This window comes from Aquimarina sp. KJ22-3, assembly GCF_055808215.1.
Window position 1 is genome coordinate 4,022,598 of sequence record NZ_CM147859.1, and the last position, 15,186, is coordinate 4,037,783.

Annotated in this window: 15 protein-coding genes; 5 read left to right on the forward strand and 10 right to left on the reverse strand. The window is 37.1% G+C overall.

What is annotated here, in order from left to right; all coding sequences use genetic code 11:
- Window positions 1-32 precede the first annotated feature (32 nt).
- A complete protein-coding gene (locus AC0L3Q_RS18565) occupies window positions 33-974 on the forward strand; it encodes a glycoside hydrolase family 5 protein (protein WP_473281821.1) in 942 nt (313 codons plus the stop codon).
- 115 nt (window positions 975-1,089) lie between these two features.
- On the opposite strand, the gene AC0L3Q_RS18570 is transcribed toward AC0L3Q_RS18565, so the two are convergent.
- Entirely contained in the window at window positions 1,090-1,806 is a 717-nt protein-coding gene (locus AC0L3Q_RS18570; protein WP_473281823.1) for a sulfite exporter TauE/SafE family protein, read from the reverse strand.
- 105 nt (window positions 1,807-1,911) lie between these two features.
- Here AC0L3Q_RS18570 and AC0L3Q_RS18575 point away from each other — a divergent pair, with 105 nt between their 5' ends.
- The gene (locus AC0L3Q_RS18575; RefSeq protein ID WP_473281825.1) at window positions 1,912-2,346 is read left to right on the forward strand and encodes an Lrp/AsnC family transcriptional regulator; all 435 of its coding nucleotides are present in this window, start codon (window positions 1,912-1,914) and stop codon (window positions 2,344-2,346) included.
- A gap of 54 nt (window positions 2,347-2,400) precedes the next feature.
- On the opposite strand, the gene prfA is transcribed toward AC0L3Q_RS18575, so the two are convergent.
- The gene (gene prfA / locus AC0L3Q_RS18580; RefSeq protein ID WP_073317649.1) at window positions 2,401-3,477 is read right to left on the reverse strand and encodes a peptide chain release factor 1; all 1,077 of its coding nucleotides are present in this window, start codon (window positions 3,475-3,477) and stop codon (window positions 2,401-2,403) included.
- Between the two features lie 115 nt (window positions 3,478-3,592).
- Between prfA and AC0L3Q_RS18585 the strand changes: the two genes are divergently transcribed.
- From AC0L3Q_RS18585 to AC0L3Q_RS18595, 3 genes are all read left to right on the forward strand, one after another.
- Window positions 3,593-3,979, forward strand: a complete 387-nt coding sequence (locus tag AC0L3Q_RS18585) for a hypothetical protein (RefSeq protein ID WP_473281827.1) — start codon at window positions 3,593-3,595, stop codon at window positions 3,977-3,979.
- Between the two features lie 95 nt (window positions 3,980-4,074).
- On the forward strand, window positions 4,075-4,278 hold the full coding sequence (locus AC0L3Q_RS18590; protein WP_473281829.1) for a hypothetical protein: 204 nt from the start codon (window positions 4,075-4,077) through the stop codon (window positions 4,276-4,278).
- Between the two features lie 87 nt (window positions 4,279-4,365).
- Window positions 4,366-4,857, forward strand: coding sequence for a peptide-methionine (S)-S-oxide reductase (locus AC0L3Q_RS18595; RefSeq protein WP_473281831.1), 492 nt, complete (start codon window positions 4,366-4,368; stop codon window positions 4,855-4,857).
- Here the strand turns inward: AC0L3Q_RS18595 and AC0L3Q_RS18600 are convergent.
- The 8 genes from AC0L3Q_RS18600 to AC0L3Q_RS18635 form a co-directional block, all read right to left on the reverse strand.
- On the reverse strand, window positions 4,854-6,035 hold the full coding sequence (locus AC0L3Q_RS18600) for an AIR synthase related protein (RefSeq protein ID WP_473281833.1): 1,182 nt from the start codon (window positions 6,033-6,035) through the stop codon (window positions 4,854-4,856). The two genes, AC0L3Q_RS18595 and AC0L3Q_RS18600, sit on opposite strands and share 4 nt — an antisense overlap.
- 121 nt (window positions 6,036-6,156) lie before the next feature.
- A complete protein-coding gene (locus AC0L3Q_RS18605) occupies window positions 6,157-7,647 on the reverse strand; it encodes a carboxypeptidase regulatory-like domain-containing protein (RefSeq protein ID WP_473281835.1) in 1,491 nt (496 codons plus the stop codon).
- 52 nt (window positions 7,648-7,699) lie between these two features.
- Window positions 7,700-9,172 carry a CsgG/HfaB family protein gene (locus tag AC0L3Q_RS18610; protein WP_473281837.1) on the reverse strand — a complete coding sequence of 491 codons (1,473 nt, stop codon included), beginning with the start codon at window positions 9,170-9,172 and terminating at the stop codon, window positions 7,700-7,702.
- Window positions 9,173-9,178: 6 nt separating this feature from the next.
- Complete coding sequence (locus AC0L3Q_RS18615; RefSeq protein WP_473281839.1) at window positions 9,179-9,583, reverse strand: curli production assembly/transport component CsgF; 405 nt, start codon at window positions 9,581-9,583, stop codon at window positions 9,179-9,181.
- Between the two features lie 104 nt (window positions 9,584-9,687).
- On the reverse strand, window positions 9,688-10,410 hold the full coding sequence (locus AC0L3Q_RS18620) for a CsgE family curli-type amyloid fiber assembly protein (RefSeq protein WP_473281841.1): 723 nt from the start codon (window positions 10,408-10,410) through the stop codon (window positions 9,688-9,690).
- A gap of 24 nt (window positions 10,411-10,434) precedes the next feature.
- On the reverse strand, window positions 10,435-10,944 hold the full coding sequence (locus AC0L3Q_RS18625) for a hypothetical protein (RefSeq protein WP_473281843.1): 510 nt from the start codon (window positions 10,942-10,944) through the stop codon (window positions 10,435-10,437).
- Window positions 10,945-11,027: 83 nt separating this feature from the next.
- Window positions 11,028-12,545 carry a hypothetical protein gene (locus tag AC0L3Q_RS18630; protein WP_473281845.1) on the reverse strand — a complete coding sequence of 506 codons (1,518 nt, stop codon included), beginning with the start codon at window positions 12,543-12,545 and terminating at the stop codon, window positions 11,028-11,030.
- Window positions 12,546-12,863: 318 nt separating this feature from the next.
- On the reverse strand, window positions 12,864-15,050 hold the full coding sequence (locus tag AC0L3Q_RS18635) for a glutamine synthetase III family protein (RefSeq protein WP_473281847.1): 2,187 nt from the start codon (window positions 15,048-15,050) through the stop codon (window positions 12,864-12,866).
- Between the last annotated feature and the right edge of the window lie 136 nt (window positions 15,051-15,186).

The following is a 15,186-nucleotide window of genomic DNA, read 5'->3' on the forward strand; positions in this document are numbered from 1 at the left end:
TTTCAAACATAACCAAATAGAACTTTCACACTATGAGAATCCTGAAGACCTTACTCCTATTTATATTTGCTACCTCTTTTGTGATTGCATGCGAATCAGATTCGGATGCTATGCCCGATACCGATTCAACTGGAGGTGATGGCACCGAAGAACCAGATAATTCCTCTTCGATTGTACAAAAGCATGGATTACTCAAAGTTTCCGGAAATCAAATTGTTGGCAAACAAAACGAAGCTGTTCAGTTGCGAGGTATGTCTTTATTTTGGAGTCAGTGGATGGGGCAATACTACACAAAGGAAGCCGTACAATGGCTAAAAGAAGATTGGAATTCTACAATCGTAAGAGCTGCTATGGGTGTGGAAGATGCGGATGGGTATTTAAGCAAACCAGATATTGAAAAACAAAAGATTTTTACGGTGATCGATGCCGCTATAGAACAAGGTATTTATGTAATCGTAGATTGGCACAGTCATCACGCCGAAGATCATGTAGAAGCAGCTAAAACATTTTTTGCCGAAGTTGCTCAAAAATACGGAGACCAACCTAATGTGATTTATGAAATCTACAATGAACCCCTTCCTGGAGCTTCATGGAATGATATTCTAAAACCTTATCACGAACAGGTTATCGCAGAAATACGAAAACACGATGCTGATAATTTAATCATTTGCGGGACCCGTTCCTGGTCTCAAGATGTAGACGAAGTGATCGGAAATACAATTAATGACAATAATGTTGCTTATACTTTACATTATTATGCAGCAACCCACAAACAATTTTTAAGAGATAAAGCTCAGAAAGCACTGGATGCAGGGATCGCATTATTTGTAACCGAATACGGAGTCACCGAGGCCTCTGGAGATGGTTTTATAGACACTACTGAAACACAGGCTTGGTGGGATTTTTGGATCAAAACAAGATATCCTGGTGTAATTGGTCGATCGCCGACAAACAAGAAGCATCTGCTGCGTTAACTCCGGGAGCTAGTGGAACCGGAGGATGGACAGAAAACGAATTAACCACTTCTGGTAAGCTTGTGAGAAGTGAAATCAAAAACAAAAATCCGTAATAATATTCTAACCAGGAATTTTATTTGATCAACAACACAATACCAGACAACAAAAGAATGAGCATAATCATTTTGCTCAAAAACTCCTTGTTGATCACCTTATATACCCATTTTCCTAAAAATAGCGACATCGCAAAGAAAGGAAGTGTCATTAAGGTATATTTAAATTGCTCTATATGCAATATCCCTCCAGCTATCAGCAAAGGGATTCTTGCAAAGGTTACTAATGCCAAAATACCAAACATCGTTGCTCTAAAAGTATGAACAGTAGGTGTAGATGCATTTACCACAACTACATATAAAGGCCCTCCTGTAGAAAACAGCCCAGAGAAAAAACCTCCTAATAAGCTGAACACAAATTGGAAACTATTAGATAATCTGAATGAGGTATTAGCCTTTAACTTATAAATAACATACAGAATAATAAATAACCCTAGTGCTTTTTTTAATAGTAACGGTTTCGCAAAACTTAACAGTATAACACCAATAGCAACCCCTATCAATGAAGACACTGTCATTTTCTTTAGCAGGTTTTTATCTATATGCTCCCATTCTTTTCGCATTAAATACAAACTGGAGAACACATAAAAAATGGAAATGTATGCTATAGCTTCTGGTACTGGCATCGCGAATAGTAATATCGGCAAAGCGACCAACGCACCTCCAAACCCAAGAATAGTCTGAACAAAAAAACCTACAAAGATGCCCACAGCCAAAATAAGTACAAAAATATCCATGGATCAAAAGTACTTCTTGAGGCAGATATCAAGAAAAAGAATCAATTGAATTAAAACATATTTGCCATTTAAAAAATTGTAATTTTACAAAAAACCAAAAATTCAATGGCAGATCAATTAGATTTAAAAATAATCGATGTATTGATTAAAAACTCTAAAGTTAGTTATGTAGAGTTAGGGAATACAATAGGGTTATCACCTTCTTCTGTAAGAGAGCGTATTAAAAAAATGGAGGACGAAGGAATCATAAAAAAATATGGAATAACTCTTGACTATGCCAAACTAGGATACGGATTAGAAGTTTTTATCATGCTAAAACTGCATAGCGGTAAACTGGATCCATTTACCAAAGAATGGGATTCTTTATCCGAAATCAAGGAAATATATAGAGTTACAGGTAACTATAACATTTTTCTAAAGGCGATACTTGTAGATCAAATTCATTTGCAGAAATTTATTGACCAACTCATTTCATACGGAGAACCAACGACACATTTGATCCTTTCGGATCTTACCAATACTATTGATAAACAAGCATAAAAAAGGTGCTTCAAATTTGAAACACCTATGTTGTTATAAGAAAAGAAACTCTGGCTAGAAAACTTCGTTTGATTCCTTCAGTTTCTCGGTATTTTCTACCAACTGTAATTCGTCTATAATTTTTTGGATATCGCCATCAATAATATTCCCTAAATCATACAGGGTTAGTCCGATTCTGTGATCGGTCACCCTACCTTGCGGGTAATTATAGGTTCTAATCTTTGCAGATCTATCTCCAGATGATACCATACTCTTACGTTTCTCTGAGTCTGCCGCTTGTTTCTTAGCCAATTCTAACTCATATAATCTAGAACGTAATACTTTCAGCGCTTTTTCCAGGTTTTTATGAGAGGACTTTTGATCCTGACAACTCACAATCATACCTGTAGGTTCATGATGCAGTTTAATTGCAGAGTAAGTAGTATTTACTGACTGTCCTCCTGGACCTGTAGAAGTGGTTCTCTCGATTCGCACTTCGGTCATATCTAATTCTACATCGAACTCTTCAGCTTCAGGAAGCACCATAACCGTTGCAGCACTGGTATGTACTCGACCTTGGGTCTCGGTTTGTGGCACACGTTGTACACGATGCACTCCAGCTTCAAACTTCATGGTACCGTAGGCATCTTCACCGTTTACTTCAAAAATGATTTCTTTATATCCTCCACTGGTTCCTTCATTAAGATCTACCACACTAGTACTCCAGCCTTTACCTTCGCAATACTTGGTATACATTCTAAACAGGTCTCCTGCAAAAATACTTGCTTCATCTCCACCCGTTCCTGCACGAATTTCAACCACACAGTTTTTGGCATCTTCGGGATCCTTGGGCACCAACATAAATCTGATTTTCTCCTCAAGAGACGGAAGCTCTTCTTTTGCCTCTTCTAGCTGCATTTTGGCCATTTCTACCATTTCGGCATCGCTACCGTCTGAAATAATTTCTTCGGCTTCCTTCAAGTTATTTGTCAATTCGATATAACGATCTCTCTCATCCATCAAGGCTTTTAGATCCTTATATTCTTTGTTTAACTTAATATATCTCTTTTGATCCGCAATGATATCCGGCTGAATGATCAAATCACTCACTTCATCAAATCGCTGCTTAACTATATTTAATTTATCAATCATCGTAAATTGTCCTAATCTGTAGAATATACAAAAGTAAGCTTTTTTGAAGAAAAGCCTATACTCTACTTTCATTCTAACCATGGTTTTCTTCTAAAAGTTGTATTTTTAATGTGTCATGAAACAAAACGGAACAAGTACATATCAAAACTTTCCGATAATCAAGTGGTTTTTTCTTTTTGCTGCTATTTTTAGTTTTGGTGGGTATTCGCAGTACACCCCTCCTCAAACCAAAAGGGTGGAAATTGAATTACTCACTGTTACAGCAACAGATACGAAAAGAACTATTCGTTTTGAAAAGGCTGTACAATCCAAAGAAATCCAGCGTTCTACAATTCATATACAGCAATCACTTCTCGATTTGTCTGATATGCATGCATCTGTTACTCACAAATTTCTTAAGAAGCACACACCTCATCTAGCATTATCGCTTAGAAAGAAAATTAATTTTAGTACACCACAAGTATTTCCTGACGAAGATTCTGCTCATTGTATCACGGCTTAGTGTTGTATTCCTAACACTCACAGCCTAGGACATTCATTTATTTTTTAAAACCCAGCACCCTTTGTGTTTTCGAGGGGTCATTACCTATTCATAAAATGAGCAGATTAAAAAGAATACTCAGAAGAATACTATTAATTACATTAATCATCATGGCCGCCATGGTTCCTGCACCTATTTTCTTCCAAAAGAAACAGGGAAAGTTCAATAGTGATAATATCATAGAACTAGTTGAACAAAAACAACAGAACGTTTCGGAAGAGGAACAAACCAAAAAACTGGATCAGGAATTGAAATCTTAATCTGAAATCTGGACTTACTCAACCACGTAACGTATCTTATCAAAACTGTTTTTATACATTTCTACAAAAGCATTAATTTTATATGCTATGAAATTAGAAAAGATAGGACTAGGTGGAGGATGCCATTGGTGTACCGAAGCTGTTTTTGATGCGTTGCGTGGTGTTACAAGTGTAGAACAAGGCTACATCAGTAGTTTTGATGAATTCGAAGCCTATTCTGAAGCTGTTATTGTCCACTATGATCCTGATATCATACGGTTACAAGATCTAATAGAAATTCATCTACACACCCACAAAAGTACTTCAAACCATAGTTTTAGAAAGAAATACAGAAGTGCTATTTACTATTTTGAAGCGTCTAAAAAAGAAGAAATACAACATATCTTAAAAGATCTGCAAAGTGATTTCGAGCTTCCTATCATTACTTTGGTATTGCCCTTCAACGATTTTGTTTCTTCGTCAGAGGAGTTTGTCCAATATTACAGCAAGAACCCTGAAAAACCCTTCTGCAAGAGATACATTCACCCAAAACTCGAATTGTTAAGGAAAAAATATACTAATTCGATGATATCAGATTAGTTGTAATTATAGGTGCCGTATTCGCTTTTGATAGTTAGCTTTTTCTCTTCCGAAGCTTCTACTCTACCCACAATTTGGGCATCTACATTAAAACTCTTTGAGATGGCAATAATTTCTTCGGCTATATCTGGAGATACATATAATTCCATTCTATGTCCCATATTGAACACCTGGTACATTTCTTTCCAGTCTGTTCCTGAGTTTTCCTGAATTAATCGAAATAGTGGTGGTGTATCAAACAGATTATCTTTGATGATATGAAGATGATCTACGAAATGTAAGATTTTGGTTTGCGCACCTCCACTACAATGTACCATACCATGAATGTTTGTACTATCAAATTTCTCTAAAATCTTTTTGATAATTGGTGCATAAGTCCTGGTTGGTGAAAGCACTAATTTACCTGCATCAATTGGAGAACCTTCGACCGAATCAGTAAGTTTGGTCTTACCAGAATACACCAGGTCTGAAGGTACTGACGGATCAAAACTTTCTGGATATGTTTCTGCCAGAATTTTCGAAAACACATCGTGTCTGGCGGAGGTTAAACCATTACTTCCCATCCCACCGTTATACTCTTTTTCGTAAGTAGCTTGTCCAAAAGAAGCTAAACCAACAATAACATCTCCTTCTTGAATGTTAGCATTGTCGATTACATCTTTACGTTTCATTCGAGCAGTAACGGTAGAATCCACAATAATCGTTCTTACCAAATCTCCAACATCGGCAGTTTCACCTCCAGTAGAGTGAATTTGCACTCCAAAGGACTTGAGTTCTTCAAGCAACTCTTCGGTACCATTAATAATTGCAGAAATGACTTCTCCGGGGATCAAATTTTTATTCCTCCCGATGGTAGAGGACAACACAATATTATCTGTAGCACCAACACATAACAAGTCATCGATATTCATGATTAGTGCATCTTGTGCAATACCTTTCCAAACAGAAAGATCTCCTGTTTCTTTCCAATACATATAAGCCAAAGAAGATTTGGTACCAGCTCCGTCGGCGTGCATAATCAAGCAGTACTCCTCATCACTAGTAAGATAATCAGGTACAATTTTACAGAACGCTTTAGGGAAAAGTCCCTTGTCTATATTTTTGATAGCGCTGTGTACATCTTCTTTTGCTGCAGAAACACCTCGTTGAGCATATCGCTTACTTACTTCTTGGCTCATAGTCATTAAAATTAAAGCGCAAAGATAATTGAATTAATCACTAATAACGAATAGGAAGTAGTGATTTATTGTAAACGAAAAACTGCTTCTTTCAAACCTCTATTTATTCAAGGACAACTGACTATTCCCAATCGGGCATAGCAGCATTCTCGATAAGTGTATTTCTATTATCCAGATCAGAAATCAATAACGTCTGAATATTATTAGCAGATATACCATCATTAGAAGTATTCACATATATCACTGAAGCTTCATTTGGCGAGAACCTTGCATCCAAATCGTTGGTTCCTGAAGGTTTATCTGTTGAAAGGTTTACCAATGGATCTCCTCCAAAACTATGGATAAACATGCTCGAATTAAGCCTTCTATAATTAGTGTTTTCTACACCTGAAACATCTCTGGTATACAACAATCTGGATCCATCAACAGACAAATTGATTCCTCCTGCAGCACCTGTTACACCCGTTAAAACGGTTGCTTGTACTACTCCAGCAGTGTTGATCGTGAAGATTTCTACTTCGTACCCATCAAGATTATTTGTCTTCAAGGCTATGATCCCAGTGTTTTCGTTTTTGTCTACTTCTGTAATCAAATTACCATTGGTGGTTTGATACACCAATACCAATCCACTTCCTGTTGTATTAATAGAATACAACTTATCCTGATTCGGGAACAACAATTTAGACCCATTAGCATCCCAAGAGAAATCTATTTCTTCGAGGTTAAATCCTGCTACTCCTATCTGCGAAGTAACCTGCTGCACATCGGAACCATCTTCATTCATAATGAACAAATGAGTTTGCGAACCTACAGATTGTAAAAATGCAATTTTACCTGTGGCCACATTTCTTCTGGGTCTAAAACTATTTTTTGAAGTAGTTGTAAGCGCAATTTCGGTTTCACCATTCTCATCCGCAGAATAAATCACACTGTTCCCATTGACTAATCGAGTATATACAATTCTATTATTTGGAGGACCTGCGGTTTCAAAAGCGAAAGTAGGACTATTTACAGGGTCATTAATATCATCACTTGCCGTTACTTGCCAAAAATATTTTGTACTGAAAGACAAATTAGAAAGCGTAAATGTGGTATCTGTAATATTTTCGAACACCTCTACGTTAGAATCATCTTCATTGCGCAGAGTCACGGTAAAGGTAAGCTCATCATCATCGGGATCACTAATACTCCAAACTAATTCTATTTCTACAGGCACATCTTCGGCATTATCAGCCGGTGTTAGTAGTACCGGCGCATTAGGAGGTCGATTCCCTGCCGTTTCAGTATCCATCTCAAAAACAACTTCCAAGGCTGCATCTGCAATCACAGTAATTCCTTCAAAAGAAGCTAACAAACCTTCGCGCTCCGCAGTTAGAGAGTAATCACCAGCCGGAACATTTTCTAAAACATAAAACCCTTCTACATTCGTAAACACAGTACTGGTTCCTGGATTCGTAGAGATTTTTACATTTTCCAGAGGTTCATTAGAACCTGATCGTACCACTCTTCCTCTTACCGTTCCTAAACCTGCTACATCAATAGTATCTTCACTACAGGAAACTGCAGAAAAAACCAATACGATTACTATTATTTTATAGATAAATCCTTTCACTTTGTTCTTTTTTTAATTCTAAGCAATCAGCACAACTGATAAAACACATCTACTAGTTGGTAGAAGATCGTTGTTTTCTAACTTTTCTATTTCTTTGCCTTAAGTTATACAACTCTTTTTCTTCGATTTTTTTGGCTCTTCGCGCATCCTTATTCATTTTAATTGGATTGTCGAAATACCAGTTTAATCCTAAAGAGAAATTAAAGTATTGATCATCTCTTTTTCCTTGAGCAATATTATCCAATTTATCTCCAAGCAATACATTATGAGTAGCATTGGCCAGGAGTCCTATGTTATCTGAAATCAAATATTCGATTCCTCCTCCATATTGTAATTTGAAAAATGTTCTATCAAAACTATCGCTATTTACATTTCCTATTCCTCCGAAGAAAAATGGTGATAGCTTTTCAAAGGGTAGTAAGGTTAGCTCTGTATTCAAATCTACTGCATTAAATCCTTCTGAAAATGCATTTTGATTGTTCAACTCAAACTTACTGATATTGGCATGGATATTAAGATAGGGATTAAAATACCATCGCCCACCAGCTTTTACGGAGTAGGATAATTCTGCATTGTTATAATCTCCTCGGATTAATGCTCCCCCTCCTTGTAGATATACAGATTTCTTGCCTCTTCGTTCTTTAAAGTATCGGTCGTACAGTCCTGTATTTTGAGCTTCATCTTTTTCTGCTTCATACTCCTGAACCAGATTGTTAACTGTTTCTTGATTGGCATTTACTGCCCAGAGTTTATCTTCGATTCCTTCTATAATTAGGGCTTCAACTGCTTTTTCTATGGCTTCAGAAACCGCCAACTGTGCAGGTTCATTTTTGGTAAATCCGGTTTCGGCTTCTAACAATCTTCTAAAGCGCACATACCTGAAAAAATTAGCGTCTAAGGCCTGAGATAAAATTGTTTTGGATACATACACTGTTTTTAAAATCTTTCCGCTAGAAGTAGAAACGGCTCTAAGATACACAGTGATTCGATCTTGTCGATATTGGGTAGATGCACCCACTCCGAAATATCTAGCTCCCAACCCTCCTGTAATGATGTTGGTATCGTAAGAGACAATTCCACCTTCTAGAATAATTCCTGCATATAGCAAGGGAGGTAACTGTGGTTCGTTAGGATTTTTTGATTTTCGGTATTCTTTTCTTGTGGAACGAATGATATTTCGTTCGTTGAGTAGATTACTAAGGTTTTCACGTTCGATAGGCACAAACCATTTAGAATCTTCTAATGCTTTTATCAAAATTGTAGTCGCCCCCTGAGTAACCGCTGTACTAAATGTACTACCAGCTTCTGTAGGTTTGTATTGCCCTGTTTGATCTCTAAACTTATACACCCCAACTACTACTGGTTCTTTTGGAGATGGAAGTGCTCTTAGTGTTTTACTTACATCTGAATCTTCTCCAATTCTGGCATTTTCTACGGTAATAGGCTGATTAAAATAAGTTCCGCATCCCGATAGTAAAAGTACGCAAGCAATGATTGCGAGTATTCTATTAAATCTAATGTACATTAATTATTAATTAGGAATTATAACTTGGGATTGGTCTCCTGTACTGGTATCTAATATATTGATGACCAACCCTTCAGCCGAAGGAAAAATTTCTATAAAGAGTGTCCCAAAGCTAAAAGTACCCTCGGTAAGCCCGTCTTGACCAAACTGTTGGTTAAATAGGGTTCTAGAAATCTGATTGAGTAATTGACTATTTAGGTTTTCGGTAAATCGTTCTAAGTCTGATCTATCATCTCCCGAAGCTTCATCGTCTGTAAAGGTATTCTGAGCTTCTGCAGAACTGAGTAACCATTGATAGTTAAAGGTATCGCCTCCAAAAGCAGGATTTATTGGACGATACACTAATTCCTGCCCAAAAGAAAAGCTACAGACCGAAAATATAAGAACCAGGGTTATTATAAATGATTTCATGTGTTTGTTTTGTAATTTTTTCAGCTACCCTAAAACTTCTGACTGCTAAAATAGGTATAAACTAATTACCTATTGTATTTGACACTACAATTTATTCAATTTTATTAATACTGAAAGATCTCCTTTTTTTGTTTTTTGAGGTCCTTAAAATACTTAAACACTTTTCTAATTGCCACTTTTGACATTTGTTCTAAATATTCTAAATCCGGTTTACTAATAAATTGATGAATTACATTGTCTTCGATCTTTACCCTTAGTATAGTGGTTCTACCAAAGCTTAAGGTTTCGTAAACTCCCACTATCTTGCTACCATTGATTTGATTTAAAGTGTACGAATTATAAAAGAATTCATAGAAGTCTCTTCCTGGTTTTGTTTTGGTTTCTTCGATGACAATTCCTTTGAGTTCTATCCCATCATCAGAAGATTCTTCTACAGGTTCCGGCTTTTTTTCAATTTTTTCATTGAATGCCACACGGTCTTTTCCAATGATTTTTTCTTCTTCATAAATCAACAACAGCACTACAATTTTATCTGTGTCATCCGCATTTACGGTTGTAACTGATAAATCTTTAGCTTCATTGGCTTCCAATGTAAATCTTCCTTGCTGACTATTTTTGGTTAAGTTATTTTGATCATCTGTTCTGAAGACAGTCATCGTATAACTCAAGCTCTTATACACTTCAGAAGTATTGGTGGCTGTTCCTGTAAGAGAAACAGCCCCGTCTACTTCTTTAGGTTTAATCTTTGCTACTACATCGGTGTTCGTAAATTGACCTACAGAAACCTGAACGATCATCAAAAACAACAAAAACACCAATGGTTTCATAGCTAATCGATTGCTCTATATTTTTTAGAAACTTCTGATCACAATAGTTCTGGCATCTCCTGTCATTCTAAACTTCAAGTTTTTAGACAGTTCATTCGTACCAAAACGCTCAAAAATAAGATTGTTACCATCCTGAACAAGTTCAAGATTGGTCGCTGTATCTGGATTAAAAGAAAAATCAACCACAGAATTATTATTTCCTAATTGTGTGATTTGTTTTTCGATTTCTCTAGCGGTTTCTTCTATAGCTACACTATTTTCATTTCCTTGTTGGAAAATTTTAATATCAGAAGACTCGGCTGCGATATTTGCAAGCACCACGTTATCCGTCCCAATTTGCTGAATAAACACTGCGTTTGTCCCGTTAGCAACCGAAGAGCTCGTTTGCGGAGTAATCGCATTTATTTGGGATAACGTTATAAACTTGTCTTGATCTGTAACCAGAACCTCTTCCTCATCAGCTTCTTGAGCAAATGTCAAAGATGTTCCTAAACACAAAAAAGCAACAAACGTTAAAAGAATATTTGTCTTCATTTCTTTATAGCATTAAATACCCACAGAAGAGTTATGCTAATTTAAGCATAACTCCTCTAAGGTATAAAATTATAGTGACTTTTCTATTGTAGTCCGTTTTGCGTAACAACCGCAGAGTTACCAGCTCCTGTTTGGATGATTGTACTTGCGTTAAGATCTCCTAATTGAGTTACGAAAGTGTTATTTCCTAGTCCAGTTTGAGTATCGTTAGCTAAGTTACCGTTTCCAAATTGGAAGATATCACTTGTATTTGTTGCACCGTTTTGGTCAGAGATAGCGATATTCTCGTCTCCGAACTGGAAGTGGATCACTAAGTTTCCTTCACCAGCTTCTCCTAAACCAGCTTCTTGAGAAGATTCTGCTACGTTTCCGCTTCCGAACTGGAATTGGTCAGTTACGTTTTCTCCACCAAAAGTTAAGATGTTTTGAGTTGCAGAAGCACTGTTTCCAGCTCCCGTTTGGTTCTGAACGATAGTATTGTTATCCTCTTCGTGTCTTGCAAATGCGTCGTTTCCTTCTCCAGACTGAGTTTGGTTGATTACCCCTCCTCTAGAAGTAAAGAAGAAACCACCTTGCTCTGCTACAGCGTTGTTTCCAAATCCGTCTTGGTTTTGGATCGCTACGTTATTTTCTCCTGATTGTGTTACAGAAGCAGTATTTTCATCTCCGCTTTGTAATTGATCAGAAGCATTTGAAGTTCCGTTTTGAGAAGCGTCAGCAACGTTTCTGTTTCCTAATTGTTGTTGGATAGCAAAGTTATCTCCACCAAAAGATCCTAAGTTTTGAGAGATAGTTGCACTGTTTGACTCTCCTAACTGTCCTTGAAGCGCTCTGTTGTTATCTTCTTCTTGGTTAGCAAACGCAAAGTTTTCATCTCCTATTTGGATTTGCTGAACTTCTCCTCCTCTTGATTCGAAAGAGCTGCTACCTTGGATAGAGATTGCAGTGTTACCACCACCATCTTGATCTTGTAATAATACGTTATCTGGTCCCCACTGCTCACCAGTACCTAAGTTTGAATCTCCAACTTGACTTTGCTGCGAAGAGTTCCCATCTCCGATTTGAGCGATAGTTGCTTCGTTAAGGATTCCACTTTGGTTGATGTCACTAACATTGAAACCTCCCTCTTGAGTTGAGGTTGCACTGTTTTCCTCTCCTAATTGTACCTGGAACGCTGTATTAAAGGCTCCTTCTTGAGAGATTACCGCTTGGTTACCATCTCCTTCTTGAAGTTGATTTGCCAAGTTAGCCCCACCTGTAAATGCTAAGTTTTGAGTAGCTGTTGCAGAGTTACCGTTTCCGATTTGCTCTTGATAAATCTCATTCAAAAGCTCTTCGTGCTGAGCCAATGCTTGGTTTCCATCACCAATTTGAGTTTGTTCTACAACTCCAAGAGTAGAGCTAAATGCATCGCTACCCTGAATTGCTTCGGCATTGTTCCCTACACCTTCTTGTAAAGTAATTGAAGAGTTAGAATCTCCTACCTGAGTAATGTTTGCCAAATTTTCTTCTCCTGTTTGGCTTACGTTACTGGTATTCGACTGGGCAACCATTACCGCTGAGCTTAATAAAGTTGCTAGACTAAGAATTGCTGTTTTCATACGTAATATAATTAAAATGATTAATGAGTTTACAAGTACAATAATGCATAAGAACAAAAAAGATTAGAAAATTCTAATCCTTCTACATAATGTTAAAAGCACTGGTATTCTTGGGGAGATTTGCTGGGGTAGCGTAAAAATGTAGCACATTTCGACATTGACAAATTTAGAAAAATATTAAGGCTATTTTTATGGATTCTATAACATTTCGACGAAATGCATAAAAAAAAGTCATAAAAACCAAAGTTTCAATGACTTTTCCCAGATTTACTTTACTGACCGTTTTAACATAAAACTAAGATGTAAGTTAATTCTTACCTACCTGGTAAACAGGAGTTCACGGTATTTTGTTAGCGGCCACAACTCATCGTCTACTAATAACTCCAATTTATCACAATTGTATCGGATTTGATCAAACAATGGCTTTACTTTATTACAATAGTCAGAGGCTTTTTTCTCCAAATCTTCAATCTTATTCGCTTTCCTTCTCTCTGCGGTCATCTCATTCACTTTCGTATTGATTTTACCGATATACTCAGAAATTTCTTCAATAATTTCCATCTGCTCTTTGGCATAGTTCTTAAAGTCTTTTCCATAAAGTTCCTTCAATCCTGTTACATTATTGATCAACATATTTTGGTATCGAATTCCTGTAGGAATTACATGATTTCTGGCAATATCACCCAACACTCTACCTTCAATCTGAATTCGCATTACATACTCTTCGATCTCTATCTCATATCGTGCTTTGGCCTCTATCTCATTCATCACCTCCATTTCTTCAAAAAGGGCAATATTTTCTTTTGAAACTTTGGCTTTAAGAGCTTCAGGTGTTGTTTTATTATTACTTAACCCTCTTTTTTTGGCTTCTCTTTCCCATTCTTCACTATAACCATTACCTTCAAAAAGAATATCCTTAGATTTCTTGATATACTCTCTTAATACATTAAAGACAGCTTCATCCTTTTTCAATCCTTTCTTATCAATTAATTTATCTACCTCTATTTTAAAATCAGCTAGCTGCTTAGCCACAATAGTATTAAGGATGGTCATTGGATTTGCGCAATTTGCCTTAGACCCTACTGCCCTAAACTCGAATTTATTTCCTGTAAATGCAAAAGGAGATGTTCTGTTTCGGTCTGTATTATCTAATAAAATCTCAGGTATTTTCCCAACCACGTTCAACTTAAGGTCCGTTTTTTCCTGTGGTGACAGTTTACCGTCGGTAACCCCTTCCAGCTCTTTGAGTACTGCCGTCAATTGTTCTCCTATAAATACAGACATAATCGCTGGCGGAGCCTCATTAGCCCCTAATCTGTGATCATTACTGGCCGACGCTATCCCTGCTCGCATTAGTTCTTCATTGTCATTGATTGCCTTTATAGTGTTGATAAAGAACGTTAAAAACTGAAGGTTGCTCATAGGAGTCTTACCAGGACTCAACAAGTTTACACCTGTGTTTGTGCTTAAGGACCAATTGTTATGTTTCCCGGATCCATTTACTCCGGCAAATGGCTTCTCATGTAACAAGACTTTGAGATTATGTCTGGCAGCCACTTTGCTCATAATGTCCATTAATAATGAATTATGATCTACTGCCAAATTGGTTTCCTCGTATACCGGAGCTAGTTCAAACTGATTTGGCGCTACTTCGTTGTGCCTGGTTTTTACCGGAATTCCTAACAACATGCATTCTACTTCGAGATCCTTCATAAAATTTAAGGCACGGGTAGGAATGCTTCCAAAATAATGATCGTCTAACTGTTGTCCTTTTGCAGATGAGTGCCCAAGCAGGGTCCTACCTGTCATTACGATATCCGGTCTTGATGCTGCAAGAGCCGAATCGATCAAAAAATACTCCTGCTCCCATCCTAAAGAAGCATTTACTTTTTTTACGTTTTTATCAAAATACTTGGCAACAGCAGTTGCTGCTTGATCTACGGATTGTAAAGCCCGTAGCAATGGAGTCTTATAATCTAATGCCTCTCCTGTGTACGCAACAAAGACTGTAGGAATACACAAGGTAGTATCGTAGATAAATGCAGGCGAGGTTGGATCCCAAGCCGTATACCCTCTGGCTTCAAAGGTGTTTCGAATCCCCCCATGCGGAAAAGAAGAAGCATCAGGTTCTTGCTGTACCAATTGCCCTCCTCCAAATTTTTCTATAGCTTGTCCATTATCAAGAGGCTCAAAAAAAGCATCGTGCTTTTCTGCGGTGGCTCCAGTAAGTGGTTGAAACCAATGTGTATAATGAGTAACTCCTTTGGCCAAAGCCCAGTCTTTCATAGAAGAAGCGATCTGATCAGCTATTCTACGGTCGATTTTAGAACCATTCTCGATCGCATCCATAACACTGCTATAAGCATCTTTGGTTAAACTCTGTAACATGGTTGTTTGGTTAAATACGTTTTCCCCAAACAATACGGATCTGCGTTCGTTTTCTGTAACCTTCAAAGAACGATGAAGCATCGCTTCTTTTAAAGCTTGAAATCTAAGTGTAGACATATTAGTGTAAGTTTTGGTACAAATATAAAACAACTTTCTATTGCCAAAATGAAAAATAAATAATTCAAAAAATGAATTTAATTTAAAATACCCCCTAAAAAAGTAGGGTGTTAATAAAAATATGAATAAATTTAAT